Annotated in this window: 16 protein-coding genes; 10 read left to right on the forward strand and 6 right to left on the reverse strand. The window is 45.3% G+C overall.

Annotation, left to right across the window (positions count from 1 at the left end):
- Positions 1-183: 183 nt before the first annotated feature.
- The 5 genes from thiL to ACZ5QV_RS07310 form a co-directional block, all read right to left on the reverse strand.
- Positions 184-1,197 carry a thiamine-phosphate kinase gene (gene thiL, locus ACZ5QV_RS07290; protein WP_464601882.1) on the reverse strand — a complete coding sequence of 338 codons (1,014 nt, stop codon included), beginning with the start codon at positions 1,195-1,197 and terminating at the stop codon, positions 184-186.
- An 803-nt stretch (positions 1,198-2,000) separates the two neighbouring features.
- The gene (locus ACZ5QV_RS07295) at positions 2,001-2,771 is read right to left on the reverse strand and encodes an anaerobic ribonucleoside-triphosphate reductase activating protein (protein WP_464601883.1); all 771 of its coding nucleotides are present in this window, start codon (positions 2,769-2,771) and stop codon (positions 2,001-2,003) included.
- A gap of 85 nt (positions 2,772-2,856) precedes the next feature.
- Positions 2,857-5,166 (reverse strand): anaerobic ribonucleoside-triphosphate reductase, encoded by a 2,310-nt coding sequence (gene nrdD / locus ACZ5QV_RS07300; protein WP_464602060.1) that lies wholly within the window; start codon positions 5,164-5,166, stop codon positions 2,857-2,859.
- A 150-nt stretch (positions 5,167-5,316) separates the two neighbouring features.
- A complete protein-coding gene (locus ACZ5QV_RS07305; protein ID WP_464601884.1) occupies positions 5,317-5,568 on the reverse strand; it encodes a glutaredoxin family protein in 252 nt (83 codons plus the stop codon).
- A gap of 1,480 nt (positions 5,569-7,048) precedes the next feature.
- The gene (locus tag ACZ5QV_RS07310) at positions 7,049-7,195 is read right to left on the reverse strand and encodes a hypothetical protein (RefSeq protein ID WP_464601885.1); all 147 of its coding nucleotides are present in this window, start codon (positions 7,193-7,195) and stop codon (positions 7,049-7,051) included.
- Positions 7,196-7,579: 384 nt separating this feature from the next.
- Between ACZ5QV_RS07310 and radB the strand changes: the two genes are divergently transcribed.
- Entirely contained in the window at positions 7,580-8,176 is a 597-nt protein-coding gene (gene radB, locus ACZ5QV_RS07315) for a DNA repair and recombination protein RadB (protein WP_464601886.1), read from the forward strand.
- A 76-nt stretch (positions 8,177-8,252) separates the two neighbouring features.
- Here the strand turns inward: radB and ACZ5QV_RS07320 are convergent, their stop codons facing one another.
- Entirely contained in the window at positions 8,253-9,356 is a 1,104-nt protein-coding gene (locus tag ACZ5QV_RS07320; RefSeq protein ID WP_464601887.1) for an inositol-3-phosphate synthase, read from the reverse strand.
- A gap of 357 nt (positions 9,357-9,713) precedes the next feature.
- Between ACZ5QV_RS07320 and ACZ5QV_RS07325 the strand changes: the two genes are divergently transcribed.
- The 9 genes from ACZ5QV_RS07325 to ACZ5QV_RS07365 all read left to right on the forward strand — a co-directional run bounded on the left by ACZ5QV_RS07325 (position 9,714) and on the right by ACZ5QV_RS07365 (position 25,250).
- The gene (locus ACZ5QV_RS07325) at positions 9,714-10,733 is read left to right on the forward strand and encodes an S-methyl-5-thioribose-1-phosphate isomerase (RefSeq protein WP_464601888.1); all 1,020 of its coding nucleotides are present in this window, start codon (positions 9,714-9,716) and stop codon (positions 10,731-10,733) included.
- Positions 10,734-11,166: 433 nt separating this feature from the next.
- Complete coding sequence (locus ACZ5QV_RS07330) at positions 11,167-12,399, forward strand: RNA-guided endonuclease InsQ/TnpB family protein (protein WP_464601889.1); 1,233 nt, start codon at positions 11,167-11,169, stop codon at positions 12,397-12,399.
- Between the two features lie 443 nt (positions 12,400-12,842).
- Positions 12,843-13,010, forward strand: coding sequence for a preprotein translocase subunit Sec61beta (locus ACZ5QV_RS07335; RefSeq protein ID WP_464601890.1), 168 nt, complete (start codon positions 12,843-12,845; stop codon positions 13,008-13,010).
- 30 nt (positions 13,011-13,040) lie between these two features.
- Positions 13,041-14,060, forward strand: a complete 1,020-nt coding sequence (locus ACZ5QV_RS07340; protein WP_464601891.1) for an alpha/beta hydrolase family protein — start codon at positions 13,041-13,043, stop codon at positions 14,058-14,060.
- Between the two features lie 220 nt (positions 14,061-14,280).
- Positions 14,281-15,465, forward strand: a complete 1,185-nt coding sequence (locus ACZ5QV_RS07345; protein WP_464601892.1) for an ATP-binding protein — start codon at positions 14,281-14,283, stop codon at positions 15,463-15,465.
- Complete coding sequence (locus ACZ5QV_RS07350; protein ID WP_464601893.1) at positions 15,452-18,658, forward strand: tetratricopeptide repeat protein; 3,207 nt, start codon at positions 15,452-15,454, stop codon at positions 18,656-18,658. The genes ACZ5QV_RS07345 and ACZ5QV_RS07350 overlap by 14 nt, the downstream gene beginning before the upstream one ends.
- 47 nt (positions 18,659-18,705) lie before the next feature.
- Positions 18,706-20,823, forward strand: coding sequence for a MutS-related protein (locus tag ACZ5QV_RS07355; protein WP_464601894.1), 2,118 nt, complete (start codon positions 18,706-18,708; stop codon positions 20,821-20,823).
- 654 nt (positions 20,824-21,477) lie between these two features.
- On the forward strand, positions 21,478-23,607 hold the full coding sequence (ppk1, locus tag ACZ5QV_RS07360; protein WP_464601895.1) for a polyphosphate kinase 1: 2,130 nt from the start codon (positions 21,478-21,480) through the stop codon (positions 23,605-23,607).
- 26 nt (positions 23,608-23,633) lie between these two features.
- Complete coding sequence (locus ACZ5QV_RS07365) at positions 23,634-25,250, forward strand: Ppx/GppA phosphatase family protein (protein ID WP_464601896.1); 1,617 nt, start codon at positions 23,634-23,636, stop codon at positions 25,248-25,250.
- Positions 25,251-25,256: the final 6 nt, after the last annotated feature.

The raw sequence follows: 25,256 nt of genomic DNA on the forward strand, positions 1-25,256 counted from the left end.
TAACCTTCTAAATATTATATTATCTTTAAAAAACTGTTTCTAATTTATTAATATTTTCTTTCTTTATATATGCAGTTTATTTTTTCTGATGAATTGCAGGTAATCGTAATTAATTTATCATTAAATCCGTAACTGGAGTTTTGAATTTAGAGGGTTTTATAACGGTTGGGTTTTCCCCGTTTTTTAATTCCCCGCAGCCTTTAACTGCTGGTATCCTTTTTGCTCAATCCGGGCCGTTTCGCCATCGGGCCGTTCGAGCAGGATTCCTTCTTCTTCATTTGTTGTTTTCCCTATGATTCTCAACTTACATATATCTTGTACTTTTGTCAGGTGTTCGGACCTGACTGTAAAAAGAAGTTCGAAGTCTCCCCCGGTGTAGAGGGCCAGGTTGAGCAGTTCGTCGGGATCAGGGGCAAAAGCTCTGACCTCTTCCTCAATCGGGAAGGCTTCTTCTTTTATCATGAAACCTACCCGGCTGGCTTTTCCGAGGTCGTGCAGGGACATGGCGAGGCCGTCGCTTGTATCCATCATGGAGGTGACGGCGCCCGAAGCTGCGAGTTTTTGGGCTTCTTTCGTGCGGGGGACGGGTTCGAGGAGGAATTTCAAAAACTTTTCGCTTGCTTCTCTCTTTGTCAGGAGGGCTTCAAGGGCCGCCCCGGCAGAGCCAGTGTAACCTGTTACGCAGACCAGATCTCCGGGCTTTGCGCCGCTTCTGGAAAGGACCTGACTTTTTTTTGCTTTTCCGAGGGCTGTTCCCGTAATTGTAAGCTCGGTGTGGGTATCGATGTCGCCCCCAATCACTGACGTTTCGCAGAACTCAGCGCAGGCTTTCATGCCTTTTGCAAGTTCTTCCACAAAGGCAATTTCCGTATCCACAGGCATCCCGATTGCCATCAAAAGGCCGATGGGGCGGGCGCCCATGGCGGCTATATCGCTCAGGTTCACAGCCGCGGACATCCAGCCTATCTGCCAGGGGCTCATCTCTTCAGGAAAATCCGTTGTCCTGTGCAGCATATCCGTGGTAGCGACCAGGCAGTCTTCCCCGCCAAGGTCAAGCACGGCACAGTCGTCGCTTCCCGCACCTCTGAGGACTTCGCCTGAGGCAGGAGATTTAAAGATTTCGCAGAGGCAGGAAATCAGGGCTCTTTCTCCGATTGAAGAGACTTTATCGGGAATGGAAGCTTTGTTTTTTACCATGGGAAACAGCTCCGAAACTTTGTTTAAAAAGGTGTAAAAGGCAGACTATAACTAAAGTGAACTGAATTTTTATCTGTCCGATTCCTTATCTAACTTTTGTAACCTTTGAGGTAACATCTAAAGCTTAAAATATTGAAGTTGAGAATAAATTAGGGTTTGTTGTCCAGAGGTCTATAAAACTTTTGTAAACTTCAAATCAATTTGAACTTATTCCAGAGCACTCTTTCCACAAAATCCCACTCCTCTCAATTTCTCTTCTTTTCATATTTTTTGGCTCTTCGCCATTCCCTATGGGTATAACGAATCTTAACTCAAAGAAGGGGCTGTTTTTGTGGTGGTTATACACACAAAACAGTGAAGAGCCTATTTTTTTGCTCAGGCGCGTCTGCGACGCGGGACAAAAAAGATGGAAGACGCCTATTAAGGAATGAGTCAAATATAATATCAAGTATTTTTGTTTACCATTTCTTAACCACGGAACACACGGAACACACGGAAACCGACCTGATGGCCGGTGAGTACTTTGGACCTTTATATAATTTGATTCAAAAACAAATCTGGATTCTTGAAAGCGGACTAAAAAACGCCAGCCCAACCTTCAATAGCGTCTTCAGGCATTCTTTTTTCCGTGTATTCCGTGTGTTCCGTGGTTTGAGTGCACACACCAAACGTCTCTACCAACAAAAACACAACCTGTATGAGTATAAAGCAATTCCCTAAATAAAATATGAAGTTATATTTTCACGATTCCTTAGGGCTTTCATGCCAAATAATTAAAAAAAGAGAATATGAAAAGAAGGGCCTCAGACGATTTCTTCTCCTTCTTCCATCGTCCTGATCCTCACGTTTTTCAGGAAATTCTTTGCCACGCCTGCAAGGCCTAACATCTCTTCCCTGTCCAGGAAAGAGCGGTCTCGAAGGCTTTCCTGCATAGCGTGTTCCGGCTGACCCTGCTGGAGCACGTAGCTTAGATCCACGTTTTTGACGTTTTCGGAAATCCATGCCGCAATCCGGGAAATTTCAGCTTCGCTCCCTATAAAGTCCCGGATAACTGTCGTCCGAAGTTCCAGGTCAGTCCCGCCTGAATCTACATTTGCTATTGTTTTTGCAACGGCTGTCGCGATTTCTTCAGGGCTCTTTTTGACCGCTGCATACGTCCCGTACCCTGCAACTTTTCCGTAGAGACCGGGGTCATCGAGCGGGGCCTTTACATCAATGAAGAACTTGTCCACGAGGTTTCGTTTGATAAGTTCCTCAACTCTTTCCGGGTAACAGCCGTTTGTGTGAATCCCGACAAAAAATCCCTTTTCCTTTGCAAATTCCGCCAGAGGGATGATTGCCGCCTGCATAAGGGGTTCTCCTCCCGAAAATACAACGGCGCTTACAAAAGGCCGGGACTTCTCAATCTCTTTTTTTACGAAATCAAGGTCAACCGGATTTGGCTCGTCCAGGTAAGGGTGGTTATGGCAATAAGGGCAGCGCAGGGGGCAGCCTCTTAAAAAAATAGTGACTGCTGCCTTTCCTGTCCAGTCCACGGTGGAAATGGGGACTGTGCCCCCGTAATTTACTTTCATATGAATCTTCTATTTTTAATTTTTTTAATTTTTTAATTCCATTTCTCTATTTTTTACTTTTTCTTAAATATTTTTAAATATTTTTTCAAAGCCCTCTCTGAGTGTAGCGTTTCCGGTCCATAAGTTCCTGCTTCTTGCCCTCGTTCCAGCCGTCCACGTCCTGGAGGTAGCCCGTGATCCTTGAAAGGTAATTCACGTTTTCTGAGCCGCACTTTGGACATTTGTCCAGAAGGCCCGAAGCCACGTAGCCCCCGTCCTTACAGACCGTCATGTCTCGGGTGAAGGCAAAGTAACCTGTCTGGGTGTTCTTTGCGATATGCATGGCTATTTCCTGAAGCCCGTCAGGATCGGGTTTTCCTTCCCCTAGCCAGATGTGCAGTATGTTTCCGCCGTCCACGATGGGGAAGAAGGTATGCTCGTAGTTGATCCGGTCCGCAAGGGAGATGTTGGCTCCGGGTGGGATATGGGTCCCGTTGGTGTAGTAGACGGGCAGGTCATGGGTTTTCCGGAGGTCCTTCTTTGCGGCTTCCACGTCTCCCTGGACGGTTGCTTCGGCCTTTTCGGCATACTCTATGTGCAGGAGGTCGGAGACCGCAAAGCGCTGGGCCGTGGTTTCGGCAGGCGTCCTTGCAAGGGCAATTTCCATACCGGTTTCCTCAGCAAGTTTCTGGGCGTGCATCTTCATCTCGAACATGGCCCGGATAGCGAGCTTGTAGGCCTCAGGAGACTCGTGCATCTGGTAGCCGGTATGGTGCTGCACCATCTCGTTGATCCCGATAACACCTATGGTATAAACAAGGCTCTCAAAGTCCACTGCAATGGCCCCTTTTTCTCCTGTGTTCGGGTCCTTTGGCCGCTGGGAGGCAAAGGGAATCCTGTTTTTCTCAATGAGCTGGTTCATCCATTTCCTTTTGATCCTGAAGATATCCATGCACCTGTTCATCAGGGACTTAAGTTCAGTGAAGAGCTTTTCATCATCATGTTCTGCTTTGTAGGCTGCCCGGGGGCAATTTAAGGACATAACCATCCAGGAACCCATGGAAAAGTGTTTGCCATCCTTAAAGTAGAGCTTATCGTCAAAATCCACATCATCAGTCGGGTTTGAGGAAAACTGGTATGCGCAACATTGATAGCACGAAATACCCTCTCCTGCTCCTCTGTATTCCGGAAGCTGGTTGTCAAAGTACGGGGTTCCGAATTTGGCGGCCAGTTCGAAGGTCTTCCTGTAGAGTTCTTTATAGGTCGGGATGTCGGGATGCTCTCTGTTGAATTCCTCGTTTTCTTCCATGAAATCCGGTTCAATGGAGATTTCGGGTTTCGGGAAACTGAAAGGTTTTCCCCAGGCATCGCCCTCAAGCATCACGTCCATGATGGCCTTGAAGCCGAGTCTGACTTCCTTTTCAAACTCTCCGTAGGTCCGAAGAGGGGCCTGTTCCCCATTCCAGACCTTACCCATGGCCACTATAGGCTTGTCTTTCCAGAGTTTCGGAACACCCGGAGAGAGCTGCACGGAGGAGAAAACCGTCTGACCGCCTCGGGCACACATCATCTGCATCATCTCGTAGACGAACATCTGCATGAGCTGCCTGAGCTCTTTTTCCGTCTTGCCCTCAAGGTAGGGGGCCAGGAAGGTCAAGAAGTTGTAAAAGCCCTGTCCACCCGCGAAATTTGTTTGGGCCGAGCCCATGGCTTTCACCGCGTGGAGGAAGGCCACCTCGGCGTTTTTGGCAGGCTTTGCCACACTTGACTGGGCTCCCACCCCGTCAGGCATGAGACCGTAGTAAAAGAAATAGCGGAGATCCCAATCCTGGCAGAAGGGTCTTGTCCCCATATATTCCAGGTCGTGGATATGGAAATCCCCGTTCAGGTGGAGGTCTGCGAGGTCCTTGGGGATGAGGAGGAGGTTTTGCTCCTTTGACATCTTGTCGGCTTTTCGTTTGTGGGAAGTCTCGGCGTTGTTGAGCTGATTTGCGTTGTCTTTTGCTCCAAAGCCGAATCCGGTGTCGATTTCGTAGGCGTCGTAAACAGAGGTCCCAACCCTCGTCATAATATTTCTCCACTCCACATGGCCTTTTTCAAGGAGGATAGTGTTCACGATTTCCCGGATTAAGGGGCCTGAGAGGAAGTTGATGTTCATCCCGCGGATGAGTTTTTCAGCATCTTTTGAAATCTCCTGGGCTTCTTCTTTTGTGGCGGCGGGTTTATTGTAGAAGATCTCACTGAGTTTGGTCTCCTTAAGAAGCTGGTTTACGATGACGCTCCGGTCCCAGTTAACAATAAAGCCGTCAGTGGTTCTCACTTTGGGCAGGGGGGAAAGGGACAGCCCGTCAAGCGTCTTTTGTACTGCCTGGGAATCTGATAAGCCTGCCTTGGAGTGGGTTGTGTCCTTGTTCATTTTGCTCACCTTTAGCGGGTTGTAGGATGGCTGGTCCTCAGATAGGGTGTTTTCTTCATTCATTTAAATCATCTTTAATCTTTATTTTCGTTTTTCACTTTCTATTTTAATTTGCTGGCTTTCTTCTCTGGCGGGAGGTTTGGCCCGTTTTTACAGGATACTCTGTAATTTTTCGGGATCTACATCGTCCCCTGCGAAGATTTCTTTGTGAGTTATAAAAGTAGAGTCTATCTGTAAAACAGGAGCTGTTGCCGTGAATACTCCATTAAACCGGAGTTCGGTGAGGGCCTCGGGGGTGCCCATATCGGCGATTTCAAAAGAGATGTTGTTTGTTTCCAGGAACTTTTTTAATTTGTTGCATTTAGGACAGTATTCGGTTGTATAGACCACTATTTTTGACATTTTCCGGACCCTCTGTATTATATTATAAAATATTCCGTAATATTCTGTAACGTTTAATACTTATTTGATTTATCTCTACTGTTTTGGGGGTGAGCAGGGCGTAAAAACGCATCATGCAAAAAAAACAAACTCCCTTTAATCTATATATTATTTGTAAAGTTTTATTTCTAATATTTGTAAGTATTTGTAAATGTTGGTGGAATTTTCTTCTTCAACTACACCTTTTTAATGTTCATATCCGCAGTCTTAAAACAGGGTATTTAGTCGTCGAAACGCACTCCTTTTGTCCTTTTAATGGTTACGTTTCTTTTGTCTTCTGGCATGTGAACCTTGTGCTTCTGGTGCAGGTGTCCTGAATGTATTTGAGCTTATTAATGCTTTTTCATTCAACTGGATACAACCCTGCCCGGTTTATTATCAACTCTGATAACAAGGTCTTATGTGCGTGTTTTCTACTTTATTGCGGCCCCTGTTCCCGGTATATTTCCAGCCCACTGATCCGGGTTATCTTGGTTTTTTAGGAAGGCCCGCGGGGGCATGTGAGAGTGGTGACTCTGTTGTTTTCATTCAAGAAACCTTCGGCCTCTTTGGGGGGACTGTCCTGAGCTTGCAAAAAATGTTATATCACTGGTCTGTTATTACACTGTGTGAACTGTAAAAAAGTGGTGTAACGCATAAAGGCAATAAGTCATATAAAAATCATTAAGAGGCCTGAAATTTGCTCCAAGTGGATCTTTGAGACAAAGTTCTACAGGCCCCATAACAGAGGTTATTTTTTACCTACTTTAGTTTGCTTGATATTGATTTTTTGATTTATCACATTAACATTACAATCCGAAATATTTATATGTTGAAATGTGGTTGCTGTCGAATGTAGGTTCTTAGATTTGAAATCAGAGGTATACATATTAAGAAGTGTGTTAATGACTGATAATATAGCTACTACAATCGTTATGGTTTCTGGGAATATGTTTTCTGTTATCATTGAAGTTTATCTCCATTTGTATATGGTAGTTACTAAACGATGCCAAAATGGAGGATTTAGAGCAAACTGTATTTAAAATGTTAATAAGAACTAATTTATATGTTACAATTGTTTGCTATATTGCTATATGTTTTAGGCTAGTTGCCCTAAATCCACTTTAAATATAAGAGATCCTGGTACGATCTCTTTATATTATTTTCTTTTTTAATATTCCTCCATTTGTAATTTCTTGCATTTCGGACAGTATTCAGTTGTATGACAGTATTCAGTTGTATGGCAGTATTCAGTTGTATAGACCACTATTTTTGACATTTTCCGGATCCTCTGTATTATATTATAATGCATTCAATTTATTTATACTGTCTGGGGGATGAGCAGGGCGTAAAAACGCATCAGACAACAAAACAAAATTCCTTTCATCTATATATTATTTGTAATTTTTTATTTCTAATATTTGTAAGTATTTGTAAATATTGGTGGAATTTTCTTCTTCAACTACACCTTTTTAATGTCCGCATCCTCAGTCTTAAAACAGGGTATTTCGTCGTCGAAACGCACCCCTTTTGTCCTCTTAATGGTTACGTTTCTTCTGTCTTCTGGCATGTGGACACTGTGCTTCTGGTGCAGATGTCCTGAATGCATTTGAGCTTATTAATGCTTTTTCATTCCAGCTCTGGATACAATTGTTCTGTTTGTTACCGTCCCTGATAACTAAGTCTTTCATGCCTATTTTTCTTTTATTGCGACCCCTATACCAGGATTATTTTCAGACCCCTGAAAGGGGGAATCTAGGTTTTTGAGGAAGGCCTGCGAGGGGCATGTGATAGAGTTTACTCTGTTGTTTTCATTCATCAATCCTTCGGCCTCTTTGGGGGACTGTCCTGAGCTTGCAAAAAATGTTATATCACTGGTCTCTTATTACTCTGTGTGAACTGTAAAAAAGAGGTGTAAAGCATAGATACATTACTGGCTTCCGGATGCGAACCGCTCGATAGTCTGCTTGAAGGCGGTTTTGAAAAAGGGATCGTGACCCAGGTTTATGGGATTGCGGGCAGTGGAAAGACCAATATCTGCATCCAGCTTGCCGTTGAATGTGTCAGGCAGGGCCAGAAGGTTATTTACATCGATACCGAAGGCCTTTCTCCTCTCCGCTTCAAGCAAATAGCTGGTGAAAACGCCAAAGAGATTGCCCGGAGTGTCATCATCTACGAGCCATTGAGTTTTGAAGAGCAGTACGCGGCCGTAAAAGAGATAGAAAAAATCGCCGGGGAAAACATAGGCCTTGTGGTTCTGGATTCGGCAACTTCCTTTTACAGGTTCGAGCTCGAAGACGAGGAATCAGGGATCAGGGGCCGCAGGGAACTTGCGAACCAGATCGGCTTTTTGCACGCCCTTGCCCGAAAGCACGGTTTTGTCGTGCTCATAACGAATCAGGTTTATTCCAATATCAATTCAGGAGGGGTCCGTCCTCTGGGGGGAACTTCCCTTGAACATATCTCAAAGACCATCCTCCAGTTCGAGCGTATCGGGGAAGGGCTCAGGCGTGCGATCATGATCAAGCACCGGTCAAGGCCGGAAGGTTCAAGCTGCGATTTCAGGATTACCGGGGATGGCCTTCGCTGAGTTTCCGGCCCGAGGTCGGTTTTTAACCTGTTTTTTCATCTTTTCCCGGTGTCCGAAAGGGCTTTAAGTTTTAGCTTTAACGTTCTCGTTTTCCCGCTATGAACTCCTCGGTCCTCTGGTAGGCTTCGGTATCAGGGTACTGGACGGCCGGGTGTTTCATGAAGTAAGATGAGGGAGAGTACAGGACCCCGCCGATTCCTCGGTCCAGCGCAAGTTTGCAGCAGCGTACGGCATCGATAACCACGCCTGCGGAGTTCGGGGAATCTTCCACCGAGAGCCGGAGTTCCAGGTTCATGGGCACGTCCCCAAAGAGCCGGCCTTCCATCCGGAGAAAGCAGACCTTATTGTCCTTCTGCCAGGCCACGTAGTCACTCGGCCCGATATGGATGTTTTCCTCGTCAAGCTCTTTTGAGAGCACGGACTGGACCGCCCGGGTCTTGGATTCTCGCTTGGAAACCAGCCGGTCCCGGTCCAGCATGTTCAGAAAATCGGTGTTTCCTCCCGTATTTAGCTGGTAGGTCCGGTCCAGCCTGACCCCCCGCTTTTCAAAGAGGTCGGCCAGGATCCTGTGGGTGATGGTGGCCCCGAGCTGGGCTTTTATATCGTCTCCTATAATGGGCAGGTTTTTCTCTTCAAAGCGCTTTGCCCATTCCGGGTCACTGGCTATGAAAACCGGCATGTTGTTTATGAACCCCACACCAGCTTCCAGAGCGCATTCCGCATAGAAGCGCACGGCCTGTTCGGACCCTACCGGCATGTAGTTAAGCAGCATCTCGGCTCCTGAGGCCTTCAGTTCTTTTACGATATCTTCCTTTGTGGCCTCGGCCCCCTCCGCCGGGACAAAGGTGTATTTCTCAGCATATTTTTTCATATGCTCCGAGACCCCGTCCAGGAGCTGGCCCATCTTCACTTTAACGTCCGTGGGAGGGATGTCAGGGCAGAAAACCTGTGTACAGTTCGGGGGGGCAAAGATGGCTTCTGCAACGTCCTTTCCAACCTTACGGGCATCAATGTCAAAAGCAGCCACAACTTCGATGTCCCAGGGCCTGTATCCCCCGAGGTCCCTGTGCATCAACCCGATGGTTTCTCTTTCTTCCCCATTTTTATAATACTCAATTCCCTGTATCAAAGAGCTTGCACAGTTCCCAATTCCTGTGATTGCTATTTTTATTTTCCCCATTAACAATTACCCCCCTGAATGCCCTGAATGCCCTGATTCCCCTTATTAAGAACCATGAGTGATTCATTTCGCTTAATTCAAAAATTCCAGCAGAAATTCCCTGAGTTTAGCTCAGGTAATTGACAATTTAATTATCTTTTATTTCTGGAAAAAATCTTATACCTTCTGTTATTTATGAAATCACTCTATAAATCCATTTGCTCTGAACTTAGTATTTATATTGCTCCATATTGTTCCCGGTTGTATAGGTAAAAAGATTTTCAGGACCTGAACACATCCGGGTCAGCTAACCGAATAGTTTTTTATTAAATCACGGTCTTTTTAGGGCAGATTCGACAGGTCGGAGAAATGAGTTTTATGAGGACAATAGACTGGAACGATGAGTCCAATTCCGTTGTGATGGTGGACCAAACCCTGCTCCCTAAAGAGTATAAGGTAATTGAGTGCAAGACTTTAAGTTCCCTTTGCGAGGCCATTCAGGCTCTCCGCGTGCGGGGGGCCCCTGCCCTTGGGGCGGCCGGAGCTTACGGGATTGCCCTGGCTTCTTTCCTGAGTGGGGCAAAGGATATGGAGGCCCTGCAGCGGGACATGCAGATTGCGGGAAAGGCCTTAAAATCAACCCGGCCGACTGCCATTAATCTGGGCTGGGGCGTGGACCGGGTCTTAAAAGCCGTTTCGGATGCCTATGATGTAAAAGGGGTTCGGGATATTGCCCTTTCCGAAGCTAAGGCCATAGCCGACGAGGATGTTGCGACCAACAAAAAAATAGGGGCCTTTGGGGCGAAACTCCTAGAGGACGGGGATACCGTACTCACTCACTGCAACGCCGGCAGACTGGCCTGTGTGGACTGGGGAACAGCCCTTGGGGTTGTGCGTTCTGCGGTCGCAGAGGGAAAGGATATTAAGGTTATCGCCTGCGAGACCCGGCCTCTCAACCAGGGCAGCAGGATCACCACCTGGGAACTTATGGAAGACAAGATCCCGGTTAGCCTTATCACGGACTCCATGGCAGGCTCGGTGATGCGCCTAGGCCATGTGAACAAGGTAATCGTGGGGGCCGACCGGATCACTCAGGATGCCGTCTTTAACAAAATCGGGACCTATACCCACTCCGTGCTCGCAAGGGAACATGAAATCCCTTTCTATGTGGCGGCCCCGGTCTCGACCTTTGACTTTGAGGGCTGGGAGGGCAGCGTTAAAATCGAGATGAGAAACCCGGATGAATTGCGCTTCTTCGGCTCCGAGCAAATCGCCCCGAAAGACGTGCCTGTCTACAACCCGGCGTTTGATACGACTCCAATGGAAAACGTGAGCGGGATTATCACGGAGCGGGGAGTGTTTTACCCTCCGTTTTTGCTGGACGAGGTACGAATCTGAAAATACCGAAGAGTCGCGAGGTTTAAAATACCGGAAAACTGTGAGGCTGAAAATGCCGAAATTCTGAAGTTTCATGTCAATACCCCCCATTTCCTGTGGAAACCCGTACTTCTTAGATACGTTTCATTTTTTGGATGTGGGGGCCGACTGGAGCTCAATCTGAGGCAACCTGAGGCAACCTGAGGCATTTTCCCCACACTGTGCAGAATTCCGTATAGTACGTAAAAGCACCCAATAGATATTATTAGTATCCAGATTCTATTATATAATATCCACCATAAATGCAAAAAAAGTGCTCAATCTGCTAAAGGTATCAAGAAATACATTAAGCATCAGAAATATTTGACGAAATAATTTCAATGCTTCATTATTATTCTGTGAAACATTATAGCAAAAGAAAAGAAAAAAGGTTAGAAATCGAGGTCGAGCCAAATTGATAATTAAACGTGTTGAGCAAATCCAGTTTCATTCCAGGGAAATAGGGGATTTGTGCCATAAGTCCAAAAACCTGTACAATTTCTCTGATTATATTATCAGACAGGAGTTCTTCAATAAAGGAAAATGGATCAGGTACAATAAACTTTATGGGCTTGTGAAGGCCTCTGAGCCTTACAAAGAGCTTCCTGCTAAATCTGCTCAACAGACTCTGAAAGTACTTGACCGTAACTGGAAATCTTTTTTCGAAGCTTTAAAATCTTACAAAAAGAATCCTGAACTTTTCACAGGCAAACCAAAGCCTCCAAAGTACCTGGAAAAAAACGGGGAATACCTGTTAATTTTTACAAATCAACAGGTCAGGATCAAAGACGGGGTGCTCAAGTTTCCCAAAGTAGTTCCGTTATCCATCCAGACAAGACTTCCTGATGATACTAATTTGAGAGAAGTCAGGATCATTCCAAAACACGCAGGATACACCTGTGAAATTGTTTTTGAAAAGGAAATCGAAGATCTCATACCTCTTACTTCCGGTCGAGTCCTGGGAATTGATCTTGGAGTTGTCAACCTTGCAACTATTGCAAACAATTTTGGAGAAAACCCAATTATTGTTAAGGGCGGGGTTGCCAAGTCAGTAAACCAGTTTTACAACAAGCAGAAAGCAAAGCTCCAGAGTACTTATGAGAAACATGGGATAAAGACCGGAAAGGGTGTAGAAGTACTTACCCATAAACGAAACTCACGGATTAAAGACGTACTCCACAAACTGAGCAGGGCAATAATCAACTATGCTCTGGAAATGAACGTGGAGAATATCATTATCGGAAGCAACCCTTTCTGGAAACAGAAAACCAACATGGGCAAGAAAAATAATCAGAATTTTGCTCAGATCCCCCACAGTACCCTTATTTCAATGGTCGAGTACAAGGCTGGAGAGGTTGGAATTTCGGTTGAACGGATCGAAGAGTCCTATACAAGCAAATGCTCTTTCCTTGATAATGAGCTAATGGAACACCATGAAGAATATCTCGGAAAACGGGTCAAAAGAGGGCTTTTCCGAAGTGCCACGGGAGTTCTTCTTAACGCTGATGTCAATGCAGCATATAATATGATTAGAAAAGCAATCCCTAATGCCTTTGCAGAGGGGATAGAGGGGGTTGTGCTTCACCCTGTTAGTGTTAATCCACTATACAAAGAACAGTTTATATCACAAATTCATAATAGTTTGTGATACTAATTAGGACTTTTCATAGCATTTCCTGCATTTCCTGTGTTTTTTGATCGGGTTTATATATCAGAAATGTAAATTATCAGGTAGCTATTAATTTATAGAAAGCAGCGTAAAACTCCCGAGTCTTTAGCTCAGGGGATATAAGCGTTCACTTTACAATATAAGGTTTAATACCATAACGTTAACATATTAATAATATATTTTAATCTTACTCACTTTTGCGATCGCACAAATTGAATATTTGTGGGATTTCCAGTGTAACTGGAAAATAACCAAGCAAAAGTATACTTTAAATTAGTTAACACCGCCGGAACGGCGGGAAGGGCCTGTGGACTCGTGGAGGTTGCTCTAGGGTATGAAGCAGGAAGCCGGTCGGTCTTTAACCGAGTGGTAGTTCACTTAATTCGAGCTAATTTGATTTGATAATTACAGGTGTTTTATTCATGGCTAAAAGACAAGGTTCCGGACTTCAATCCTCCGCAGGGCTTATGCGGTACTACGAAGCAGACAAAAATGCAATTCAGGTCCAGCCAAAGTCCGTTTTGATCGCGGGCGCTATCGTGGGTTTGGCGGTATTGTTCTTAAGCGCGGTAAACGGCTACTGGCCATAAACTGTTTTTCCTTTTCGGGTGGCCTCTCTTTTGAGCAAATCCGGTTCCGGGAAGAATAAAGGGAAAAAGACCGGACACGCTTTCTCGGGAGAGCTTCGCCCTTCCAAAAGCACTGTTTTTTTTCTCGGTTTTCTTCTCTTACTCGTTGGAGCCTTCGGAGTCCTGTACAACCCCGCAAATGCCGAAAATGGAGACTCAAGCGAGCCCTGGGCTGTTTCTGAAGAGGGTATCCTTTCGCTATCTCCCCGGGATGAGCCCGTCTTTTCCGCGGTTGTGATTAAGGACGTGTATTCCGCAGGCGGCTCCGATACCCTGAAGCTGCTAACTTTCGAGAGCCTGGATACGGAAATGGGGGCCCTGTTAAGGATTCCCGGAACCACTGATTCGGAAAATCCGAATTCCACGGCTTCTTCCCCGGGTGTACCTGGCCTGGTTTTGCTGCCCGGAGCCGGGGTTTCCAAAGAGGGGGAACAGCGTCTGGCAATGGAACTCTCCTCTCTCGGCTATGCGAGTCTGGCCCTTGACCAGCGCAATTATGGGGCAGTAAACCCCGAAGTTGACCTCGACCTCTACAAAGCGGGCCTGGATCCTCTGGAATACCAAATGGTCTACGATGTCCTGAAAGCCGCAGACGCCCTTGCGGCTCAGCCGGAAGTGGACCCTGAAAAAATCGCAATTATAGGAGAGAGCAACGGGGGCAGGTTTGCACTCATTGCCCCGGCCCTTGAGCCTTCCCTGAGAGGTGCTGTGGGAATCAGCACCTGCGGGTATGGATTCTCGGGGCTTAATCCGGAAAGAGCAGGCGGCCCGGAAGCTTACCGTTTTTACCGTTCAATAGATCCGGACACCTACCTTGCGGCTATCCCGCCCGCAAAATTGGTGATGCTGCATTCCTTCAATGATACCGTAATTGACTATGAGCTGGCCCTCCGCACCTTTGATGCGGCAGTAGAGCCAAAGGCAATGTACAGCGTGAGCGAGGCCACACACGGCTACACGGCTTCCATGAAACCTTATCTAGAAAAAGAGCTGGCCGTCATTTTTTCCTGATTTTTTTCGGTCTTCTTTTCAGGTTCTTTTTCAGGAATTTTTTCCGGTTTTTTGCACTTTTATTTCTAATTTATTCAGAATGACTCCCCCGTTCTTTTCAGCATCTTTTTTACATTTTTATAAATTTACGATTTATAAAATATAACCATATTGTTACATAACAAAATTGATATATAACAATTCTGTTATGTATAAGCTATAGTAAATTTGAGTGATCCCCATGATGCCTGTAGGAAACCCTGCGATAGGAGAAGACTTTTTTGACCGTGAACAGGAAATCAAACAAATATTGCTGGCATTAAAAAAGGATAACGTGCTCCTTGCCGCGCCGAGAAGATTTGGAAAAACTTCGATTATGCGCAGGTTAGAAAAGGAGCTGTTTGGTGGCGATAACGTTGTTATTTTCCTTGATGTGGAAAGTGTATATTCACCCCAGGAATTTTTATCTGAAATCATTATGGGTTTAACTGATGTTAAAATTCTCAATAATAAATCGGGCATCTTTTCTAAAATTAAAAAACTTTTCAAAATAGTTCAGGATAATGTGGAAGAAATAGGGGTTTCTGCCGTATTCAAAGCCAAACTCAGGAGAAGTATTGAGGAAGGTTTAAAAGAAAACTGGACAGACAAATCCAATGCCGTGTTTCACATAATCAATACAAGTGATGTGAATCTCCATTTTATTTTTGATGAGTTTCCAATTGCCATTAAAAATATGGATGAATCCGATGCCAGAATGTTTTTATTGTGGTTCCGGAAGGTGCGGCAGACCTGTACTAATGTTCGTTTCATTGTGGGGGGTTCTGTAAGTGTTGAGCGTGTTTTAAGAGATGTTGGGGGGGACAGCGTCATAAACGATTTTAAGAAAATAAGAGTTGATGGCTTTAATAGAGATGTCACGCTTCAGCTTATCCAAAAAGTTTTTAAAAATATGGACTGGGAATACACCCTATCAGCAGGAAATAAAATACTTGATTGTGTAGGTGAGTCCTATATTCCTTATTTTGTTGCAATTATGCTCAGTGCTATATCGGACGAACAGATTACCACAGGCAGGGAAGTTAATGACATTTTGATTGAGGATGTCTATAACAGCCGCATTCTTGGAAGCAAATGTAAAAATTATTTTGATCCTTATTTCAATAGACTTAAAATGTTTTACGATAAAATGGATGAAAAGGCAGCAAGGGCTATACTGGGGAAAGTTTCATGTGTTGAAAACTATCCTCTTGCACTCGCTTTTGACATTTTTCAGAAAGAAACAGGCTCTCAGGACCGTGAGCATTTTTTAGACCTGATCTCTGACCTGGAAAATGATTTTTACATCAATAGCAATGGTGGCCAGCTTAATTTCTATTCAAAAATACTAAAGGATTGGTGGAGGATTTTCCATGGGAACTTCTAACAGTAGAGTCTCCAACAACAGTATTTCTAACAATTCCGCTTCTAACAGTAGAGTCGTCAACAACTTCGTTTTTAACAGTTCTGCATCCAACATTCCCAGGGATGTCACAATCTACAGATATTCTCCGGAAAATATTCCTTATGATGTTTTGAAAAACATCTTTGTTGGAAGAGACGACCTTTTTGAAAGAATATTTAATGAACTGGAAGGCGCTGGAAAAAACAAAACCCCGAGATTTTATTTGATAGTGGGTTCAAGGGGAATAGGGAAATCTCATTTTTTAACTTTGATGTATCATGAAGTGGAACAAAAATTGAGCTCTCTGTACATTCCTATTAAATTTGCGGAAGAAGAATATTCAATGTATCGTGCCTCTGATTTTTTCCTAAGGATTCTGGAAGAGCAGGTGCCGGCCGAAGTCCCGGCTATTTTATCCCTTAAAAATGAAGATGACATTCTTTATGCCTGTCTGGACCAGCTTAAGGAGATTTCAAAAAAGGAAAATAAAACCTATCTTGTTTTTGTTGAGAATTTACACGAAGTATTCCGGCAATTCGAGGCAAAAGAAGTCCAGAAATTAAGGTCTATTTTCCAGAAATATGACCTTTTTTCAATGCTGGCATCTTCTCCTATTATTTTTCCCGGCGTTGCTGACCACGAGGAGCCTTTTTACAATTTTTTCCGAATTCAGCACCTGAGGGAACTTTCCCTCGATGAAATAAAGCTCCTGCTTAAGAAAATCTCTGAAATAGAAGGGAACAAAGAATTTCTGGAGAATTTCAAAAAATATGAATCAAGAATAGAAGGAATAGCGCACCTTACCGGTGGAAGCCCCCGGCTCATTCTCTTTTTCTATGAGTTGATCTCCAGAGATAATTTCGAAGATATAGAAAAGGTATTTTTCAAAATCCTGGATGAACACACCCCCTACTATCAGGAGATCTTTCAGCTCCTGACCGGCCAGCGCAGGCTGATCTTCGATACCCTCATTTCCTCGGAGTCTCCCCTTACCCCAAAACAGATCTCTGAAAAATCCAGACTTGGGGGTTCTACCGTCATAACACAGCTTCGGAGGCTTGAAAAAGACGGCTACGTCCTCTCAAGGCCCGCCGGGAGGGAAACTTATTATGAGGTACGAGAAAGGCTTTTCCGACTCTGGAGGGATATGAGGCAGCCTTTTGGAAGAAATCGAATTTCCGTTTTTCTGGAGTTCCTGAAACTCTGGTATACCTCTGATGAACAAAAAGAGCTTTTTGATAAAAAGTTCCACCTTTTAGAATCCGGCAACAAAGAAGTTCTAAAGGATCTCTGCTACTATGTTGATGTCTTGCCGAATAAGTACAGGACAGATGCTCTTATGAAGCTCACTCCTAAAATGATAGAACTTGGGGAATGGGAAGAAGCTGATTCTGACATCCAAAAATTAAAAGAGATTGCATCTCAAAACTTAGACATAGATCTTAGTGCAAAATCTTTGATATTTGAAATTCTTTCCAATTATAAATATGACCCAGAGGTTCTTAGAGCATTTAAAAATGCTTTAAAATTCGGTACAAATGATTATTCTGATCTTTTGAATTCTGGACACGTTACAATATATCAGGAATTAATAAAGGCATTAGATCAGGTTTTGGAATTTAATTCCGAAGATATATTTTCGTTATCAAAAAAAGGGTTTCTTTTAAATTTACTGGAGAAATATGAAGAAGCTATTGAAGTCTTTGATAAGGTTTTGGAACTTAGTCCTGATCATAAATTTTCGTTATCAAGAAAAGGATCTGCTTTAAATTCACTGAAGAAATACGAAGAAGCTATTGAAGTCTTTGACAAGGTTTTGGAACTTAGTCCTAATGATTATTTATCGTTATTTGAAAAAGGGTCTGCTTTAAACTCACTGGAAAAATACGAGGAAGCTATTGAAGTTTTTGACAAGGTTTTGGAACTCAGTCTTTATTATAAATTATCATTGTCAATGAAAGGATCTGCTTTAAACTCACTGGGGGAATACGAAGAAGCTATTGAAGTTTTTGACAAGGTTTTGGAACTAAATCCTGATCATGAATATTCGTTATCAGAAAAAGGGTTTGCTTTAAACTCACTGGAGAAATACGAGGAAGCTATTGAAGTCTTTGACAAAGCTTTAGAACTTAGTCCTGATGATAAATATTCGTTATCAAAAAAAGGATCCGCTTTAAACTCACTGGGAAAATACGAAGAGGCTATTGAAGTCTTTGACACAGTTTTGGCACTTAATCCTGATGATGGATTTTCGTTATCAGGAAAAGGGTTTGCTTTAAACTTACTGAACAAATACGAAGACGCTATTGAACTCTTTGACACAGTTTTGGCACTTAGTCCTGATGAGACATTTTCGTTGTCAATGAAAGGGTCTGCTTTGAACTCACTGGAAAAATACGAAGAGGCTATTGAAGTTTTTGACAAAGCTTTGGCACTTAGTCCTGATAATAAATTTTCGTCGTCAATGAAAGGGTTTGCTTTAAACTCACTGAAGAAATACAACGAAGCTATTGAAGTTTTTGACGAAGCTTTAGAACTTAGTCCTGATGATGAATTTTTGTTATCAAGAAAAGGGTTTGCTTTAAACTCACTGGAGAAATACGAAGAAGCTATTGAAGTTTTTATCAAAGTTAAAAGCATAGATGGAAATGTAATTCTTAAAATTGAAAACATTTTCAGTTTGATTGAATCCTATATCTCACTTGATAAAATTACGGAAGCTATTGCTGAAATTGAGTCAATAAAAGATAATATTTCATGCCAGCTCCCTGAACATATTGAAAACTTTATTGGCCTTTGCTGGAAGATCATTTTTAAAGAATTAAAAATTGGAAACCTTGGAAGCGGCAAGAAGCTAATAAAATCCATTTTTGATCTGGAATCAAAAATCGAAAAAGAGATATTTGAAGCTTCTATGATGAACTTCTTCAAAACAGTGGTTGATTGCGGTGAGCTTGAATTTCTTAAAGTAGCTATCGATGAGATTATAGATGTCAAGGGCGATAATTATCCTGCACTCATCAGACCACTGGTCAAAGCTGTTGAAATTATAGACACAAAGGATGTCAGGAAATACTATAAGCTTCAAGTTGAAGAAAGGGAAATTGTGGCCGATATCGTTCGAAAACTCTCAGATTCTGAAGACCTGCTACCAGCAGAATTTGGAAGGAAATAACTTCCTTCTCCCTGTACAATTAAAAAGAATCAGGAAACGTTTTTCCCATGAATTCAGGTGAAAAAATAGTAAGTTTGCGCGAACTTCCCGGGGTAGGGGAGCAGGTGGCCGGAAAGCTTGTCGGACACTTCGGGAGCGAAGAGGTCGCCCTTGCGAAAATCCTTGAAGGGGACATCGCAGCTCTTGCCGGGATCAATGGGGTAAGCCAGCACTTTGCCCTTTCTCTTGTAAGGGATGCAAAGGCCAGGGCCGAAGGGGTCTCAATATCCGGGTTTTTAAAGACGAAAGAAGCCCTTGAACTTTATTCGCGCCTCCTCCGGCTCATCCAGGGCTTTGCCCACACCTCCCATGCCCGGGAGAAACTGAGCCTTTTTTATCCATACCCTTCGGCCCGGAAAGACCTGATAGAACAGAGGAGGGCTTTTCTTTCTCCCTATCTGAAAATTGCCGGAGCCCTTGCCGGGGAGCCTGAGTTTTCCGCCCTCCTCTCAAAAGTCGGGCAGCTCAAGCCTGTTTCCGGGACTTTGAGGGTGCGGGACCGGGTTATCCTTTCCTCGGACTTGGAAGCTGTTTCGGTTCTTAAAGAAAAATTCGGAGGGCTGCTCCCGGTTCAGGTCGCGGAAAGCCTTTCGGAGTTCGTGGACCTTGCCCGGGGCTACTCGCATGTAATTGTTTTTGACGACACATACCTTGGCTTTGACCTTCCGGCCGGGCTCGAACCTGAGTTTTTCAAGAACCTTGAAAGGGTGGAACTCTGGCAGGTCGTGCCTGAAAAGGAACTTGCTTTTTTTGGCCGGAACCTGGACTGTATACAGGCTTGCCTGAGAGTACTCTCCACCCTCCGGGCCCGGGGGTTTGACTTTTTTGAAGAAGCTGGATTGGAGGACGCGGAAAAACTTGAGGGCCTGCTTGGACAGCTCGGGCCTGAGGGGAAGCTTGCGGAAGGGCTTGACCCCGAACTTGACAGACTCGAAGGCGCTCTTTCGGGCCTTGATCATTCCCTCAGCTCCTTCCTGGAAGCCACAAATCTGAGACTTGCTAAAGCCCTTGAGGAAAGTTCCGTCACTCTCAAAGGTCAGGACCTCCTGCGGCTTGCGAGCGGGGGCCTGGAAATAAGGGACCTGCTTACAGGGGAGATTCACGCCGTCTATGCCCGGGAAGTGGCGACGCTAACGGAAGAACTTTCGGAAAAGCTGGGGCTTGAAAGCGCTGAGAAACTGCTGCTAGAAGATCTTTTCCCGGCAGAAATCACTTATCCCCTCGTGTTTGATTCAAGGGTGCTCCAGCTTTTGAAACAGGCCCTGGCCCGTAAACTTGAACAGGCAAAACTTGTCCGGAAAAGGGGACTTGCAAAGGCCCTTTTCACTTATCGGCCTGCCGTTGAAATTCTGGTAAGGTCAGTCATGGAGTTTGACCTCGGCTTTTCTGCAGGCTGTTTTGCCCGGCATTTCGGACTTTTTCTGCCCAAACTGATTGGAGCGACAGGGCTCGGGCTTGAGGCCGGAGAAAATCTTTTTCTGAAGGAAAAATACGGGAAGGTGAGCCCTGTCAGTTATTCCGTCGGAAAAACGAGTCTTTCCCCGAAAGGCAGGGAGGAGAGAGTCGTGCTCCTGAGCGGGGTAAATTCCGGAGGCAAGACCTCCCTCCTCGAATTGCTTGCCCAGTGCGTTATCCTGGGAAACATGGGCTTTCCGGTCCCTGCCACGGCCCTCGAACTCGGGCCCGTGGACGAGCTTTACTACTTCGGAAAATCAAAAGGGACCCTGGACGCGGGAGCCTTTGAGACCACCCTCAAACAGTTTTCCGTACTTTCCGAAAGCTCATGCAAGCTGGTACTTGCCGACGAACTCGAATCCATCACCGAACCCGGAGCTTCTGCCAGGATTATTGCGGGTATTCTGGAGTTTTTGGTCCGGGACGAAAGAAGTCTCGGGGTTTTCGTATCCCACCTTTCGGAACTGATCCTTGAGAATACGGAAGCTGAACTGCGAGTGGACGGCATTGAAGCAAAAGGGCTTGATTCCCGGCTCGAACTGATCGTGGACAGAAACCCTGTCTACAACCATGTGGCAAAAAGCACACCTGAACTGATTGTAGAACGCCTGTTAAGGAAAACTTCCGGAAAAAAGAGGGAGTTTTACGAACTGCTGCGGAATAAATTTTGAACTGATCCCGGAACTTCCATTAAATTTATCCACATTTCTGATCTATATACCTATTTAGATCGGCTGGATATTTTTGATTTACCGGGGCTTCGTTTTTTCTATTTAGCCGTTTTCTGATTTTTTTTTATTTAGTGCTTCTTATGCCCTCTGTTTTTTCATATCTTTTTCTTCCATTCCGGTAAAGTTATAAATCTTTATTTCTATATATGGTATATAGTAGTTTAATTTCTACCAGATTGCAGGCAAATTTGCTGCATTTTCAGGCAAAAATAGTATATAGGTGTCAGTAGTTAACTCATTTCCGGTAAAGAAATTCTGGCAGACATATTCCATAATTAAGGGTTGTTTCCACAGAGCAGCATGTTTTTTATTGTCTGGCTGCTAAAATAATGTTTCAACCCTTTCTTTAACTTTGCAGTTCATTGCTTCTTTAGTTGGCGTAAATGTTTATAATGTATATTACATATTATATACAGAAGATATATACATCAGGTTTATGTTTCAAAAACGATATTCTCAATTCAGCCCTTTCCGTCTTTACGATTCGCCCTGCTTAAACAAATAATCCAAAATACCAGACTCTTTAAAATTTTAATTAGTGTGTGATCAACAATGGAGTGGAACTTTCCCAATCAGTGCTCAGATTCTGACAAATTGGTTCTGGATAATTCTGACGCTGTGCCCTCTGAGCTTTCCGGCGTCCCTGACCTCAGTGACCCGCGCCTCTATGTGGACCGGGAGTACAGCTGGCTACAGTTTAATAAAAGAGTGCTTGAAGAGGCTTTTGATGAACGCAACCCCTTACTTGAAAGGGTCAAGTTTCTTTCCATATTTTCGAGCAACCTTGATGAATTTTTCATGGTAAGGGTCTCCGGCACTCAAAAAAAGATAGATGAAGGAACGGCAAAAAGCCTGCCTGACGCAGGTGCTTCCGAACAACTCCGGCTTGTCAGAAAGGAAGTCCTGGACCAGCTTATAAGCTTTGACCGCTGCTGGAACGAGCTGCTTCAGCCGGGCCTTCAGGAAGAGGAAATCAAGGTAATCAACTACTTTGACCTCTCGGGTAAAGAAAGGGAACGGCTCAGGACCTACTTTGAGGATAATCTTTTTCCTGTTCTCACCCCCCTTGGCTTTGATGCGGGGCACCCTTTCCCGCACATCTCCAACCTGAGCCTTAACCTCGCTGTGCTCATAAGCGACCCCAGGTTCGGGGAACGGTTCGCGAGGTTGAAAATCCCTCCCATGTTTCCCAGGCTCATCCCGGTCCTGGAAAACGGGAAGCTTTTTTACACCCCCCTGGATGAACTTCAAAAAGGAAAGTTCGTCTGGGTCGAACAGGTCATCGCCGCAAACCTTGACCTCCTTTTCCCGGGGCAGAAGATCCTGGGAGCCTATCCTTTCCGTATAACCCGGGATGCAGACCTCGGGTTTGACGAGGACGGGGACAAGGACCTCCTGACAGCGGTGCAGCAGCGGGTTGGACGAAATTATTTCGGTTCCGTAATCCGGCTGGAAACCGACAATACCATGCCTGAAAGTGTGGTAAAACTGCTTCTCGAAAACCTTAAGCTTTCCCCTTGCCTGCTCTTCAAGTCCGCAGCTCCCCTCGGGCTATCCAGCATCATAAAAATCGCAAAGCTCGACCGTCCGGAACTCAAGTACGAACCTTTTGAGTCCTTGCAGCCTCCCTACATTGCAGGCAAAGACATTTTTTCCGTTCTCAGGAAAAGGGACGTCCTGCTTTACCATCCCTATGACAGCTTTGACTCGGTCATTGATTTCGTGGAGCAGGCCGCAGAAGACCCTGAAGTGCTGGCAATTAAGATGACTCTCTACCGGGTGGATGACAACTCCAGGCTGATCCAGGGCCTTATGAAGGCCGCTGACCGGAACAAACAGGTTGCGGTCCTGGTGGAACTCAAGGCCCGATTTGACGAGGAAAATAATATAGGCTGGGCCCGGGAACTTGAAAAGAAAGGGGTCCATGTGGCCTATGGTTTTCCAGGCCTCAAGACTCATGCGAAGATGTGCCTGGTCGTGCGGGCGGAGTCCGATGGGCTACGCTATTATGTGCACATGAGTACGGGCAATTACAACGCCGTAACTGCAAATCTTTACACGGACTTCGGCTACCTGACGGGCGATTATTTCATAGGTAAAGATGTTTCTGACCTCTTTAATGCTCTTACTGGCTACTCCAGTAAAGATCATTACACAAAGCTGCTCGTGGCCCCGCAGAGCCTGAGACACCAGATCCTTGAGCGTATCCGCAGGGAAATCGACATGCACGGAAAAGAAGGAAACGGGCACCTTATTTTCAAGATGAATTCTCTGGTGGACTACCAGTGCATCAGAGAACTGTACCGGGCTTCTCAGGCCGGAGTGAAGGTCGATCTCCAGGTCCGCGGTGTCTGCTGTCTCAGGCCCGGCATATACGGGCTCAGTGAAAACATCAGCGTGACCTCGATTGTCGGCAGGTTCCTGGAACATCCCAGAGTCTATTACTTCAGGAACGGGGGCAATGAAGAGGCCTTCATGGGCAGTGCGGACCTCATGCCTCGCAACCTGGACAACAGGGTAGAGGCCCTCTTCCCGGTGGCTTCGGCATACGTCCCCCTGGTTCGGGACGTTATCCTGGGAACTCACCTGAGGGACAATATAAAAGCTCGCCGCATTCTCCCGAACGGAAGGTCCGAGCGTATCTACCCCGAACCCGATGCTGAAGAACTCGATTCTCAGCTCTGGATGCTGGAAAACCGGGGGGCCTGGGACCTTGAGGCCTAAGGGTTTCCTATTAAGGTGGATATTTTATGGCTGATGAAGAAACCGTCATAAGGTCGGAAACAGAGATTGATAGAGCTTCCGAAGGCAGGGTTGCCGGCTTCATAGACATCGGGACCAATTCGGTCCGCCTGCTTCTCGTCTATATTGATAAGAATGGTTCCTTCCGTTTTCTGAACAAACAGAAAGAAGCCGTAAGGCTCGGAGATAAGGAGTTTATTGACAGGATCCTTCAGCCTGTGGCCATGCAGAGGGCGGTCATAGTCTGTAAAAAGTTTGTGGAACTTGCCAGGGCATACGGAGCAGTGGAGCTCATAGCGGTTGCCACCTCCGCAACCCGGGATGCCAGCAACAAGGTCCAGTTCCTGGAACTGCTCAAAAACGAGGCCAAACTTGAGGTCTGCACGATCTCGGGGGTCGAGGAAGCCCGCCTGATCTACCTGGGGGTTTCAAGCGGGCTGAGGCTCGGGGATTCAAAGGATCTTTTTATTGATATCGGGGGCGGGAGTACTGAGATTTCCGTGGGGGACCAGGAAAAATATTATTATCTGAATTCCCTGAACCTCGGGGCCATCCGCCTGACAAATATGTTCCTGCCTAATGAAACGGGTCCCGTTTCCCATGAACGCTATATGATGATAAAGGCCCATGTCAAAAAGGCAGCGGCATCTACTATAAAGGCGCTTGCCGACCACAGGATTGATTGTGCGGTAGGAAGTTCGGGGACCATTGAAAACCTGGGGAAAATAGCCTTTGTTCATATGCAGAAAGAGTACCGGAAAAACCCTGAGCTTCTGGAGTACGAGGACCTTCAAAAAATCGTGACGGAACTCTGCTCCCTTCCTCTAGAAGAAAGAAGGAAGTTTCCGGGGATAAATTCCCAGAGAGCCGACATTATCATTGCCGGAGCCGCTATCCTCGAGACCCTGATGGAAGAGCTCGGGCTTTCCGAAATCCGGGTCAGTAAAAGGGGGCTCAGGGAAGGTCTCCTCGAAGATTACCTTTCAAAGAGTGACTTCTCGGACATGATGGCCCAGCTCTCGGTTCGGAAACGGAGCGTGATGCAACTCGGGCTTACCTGTCACTTTGATGAGGAACACTCCTATACCGTGGCCCGGCTTGCCCTGGAACTCTTTGACGGTGCCCGGGACATGGGGATTTATGCCTTCAGGGAAGAAGAGCGGGAATTGCTGGAATACGCCTCCCTCCTGCACGATATAGGAATGTTTCTTTCTTACGATAGGCACCATGCCCACGCTTACCATATTATCAGGGAAAGCAAGCTTTCCGGCTTCAAGCCCGAAGAAATCGAGGTTATTGCCAACCTTGCTTATTTTCACAGAAAGGCCAGCGGGATAAAAAAGCAGCACCCTCAGTTTGAAGGCCTTAAAAAAAGTTCAGTGAATAGCATTCGTTCCCTGAGCGCCTTTCTTCGTATTGCCGAGGGCCTGGACCGTTCCCGCGCCGGGATTATCAGCCATGTCCGCTTTTACATAGCTTCTACCGATTCAGTTGTGCTCGAAATGCACGCCCGGAAAGAGTGCCAGCTTGAACTCTGGGAAGTGGAAAAACAGGGCACGTTTTTCAAAAAAATTTTTGGGTACAGCCTGAGCTGCAAAGTCATTTTTGATCCTGAGCTGCAGTAAATGGCA

The sequence above is a fragment of the Methanosarcina baltica genome (assembly GCF_055394095.1).

Bases quoted from the DNA above. Each gene is read 5' to 3' on its own strand.
- thiL (WP_464601882.1), bottom strand. From the start codon at position 1,197: ATGGTAAAAAACAAAGCTTCCATTCCCGATAAAGTCTCTTCAATCGGA.
- ACZ5QV_RS07295 (WP_464601883.1), bottom strand. From the start codon at position 2,771: ATGAAAGTAAATTACGGGGGCACAGTCCCCATTTCCACCGTGGACTGG.
- nrdD (WP_464602060.1), bottom strand. From the start codon at position 5,166: ATGAACAAGGACACAACCCACTCCAAGGCAGGCTTATCAGATTCCCAG.
- ACZ5QV_RS07305 (WP_464601884.1), bottom strand. From the start codon at position 5,568: ATGTCAAAAATAGTGGTCTATACAACCGAATACTGTCCTAAATGCAAC.
- ACZ5QV_RS07310 (WP_464601885.1), bottom strand. From the start codon at position 7,195: ATGCATTCAGGACATCTGCACCAGAAGCACAGTGTCCACATGCCAGAA.
- ACZ5QV_RS07320 (WP_464601887.1), bottom strand. From the start codon at position 9,356: ATGGGGAAAATAAAAATAGCAATCACAGGAATTGGGAACTGTGCAAGC.
- ACZ5QV_RS07325 (WP_464601888.1), top strand. From the start codon at position 9,714: ATGAGGACAATAGACTGGAACGATGAGTCCAATTCCGTTGTGATGGTG.
- ACZ5QV_RS07335 (WP_464601890.1), top strand. From the start codon at position 12,843: ATGGCTAAAAGACAAGGTTCCGGACTTCAATCCTCCGCAGGGCTTATG.
- ACZ5QV_RS07345 (WP_464601892.1), top strand. From the start codon at position 14,281: ATGATGCCTGTAGGAAACCCTGCGATAGGAGAAGACTTTTTTGACCGT.
- ACZ5QV_RS07350 (WP_464601893.1), top strand. From the start codon at position 15,452: ATGGGAACTTCTAACAGTAGAGTCTCCAACAACAGTATTTCTAACAAT.
- ACZ5QV_RS07355 (WP_464601894.1), top strand. From the start codon at position 18,706: ATGAATTCAGGTGAAAAAATAGTAAGTTTGCGCGAACTTCCCGGGGTA.
- ACZ5QV_RS07365 (WP_464601896.1), top strand. From the start codon at position 23,634: ATGGCTGATGAAGAAACCGTCATAAGGTCGGAAACAGAGATTGATAGA.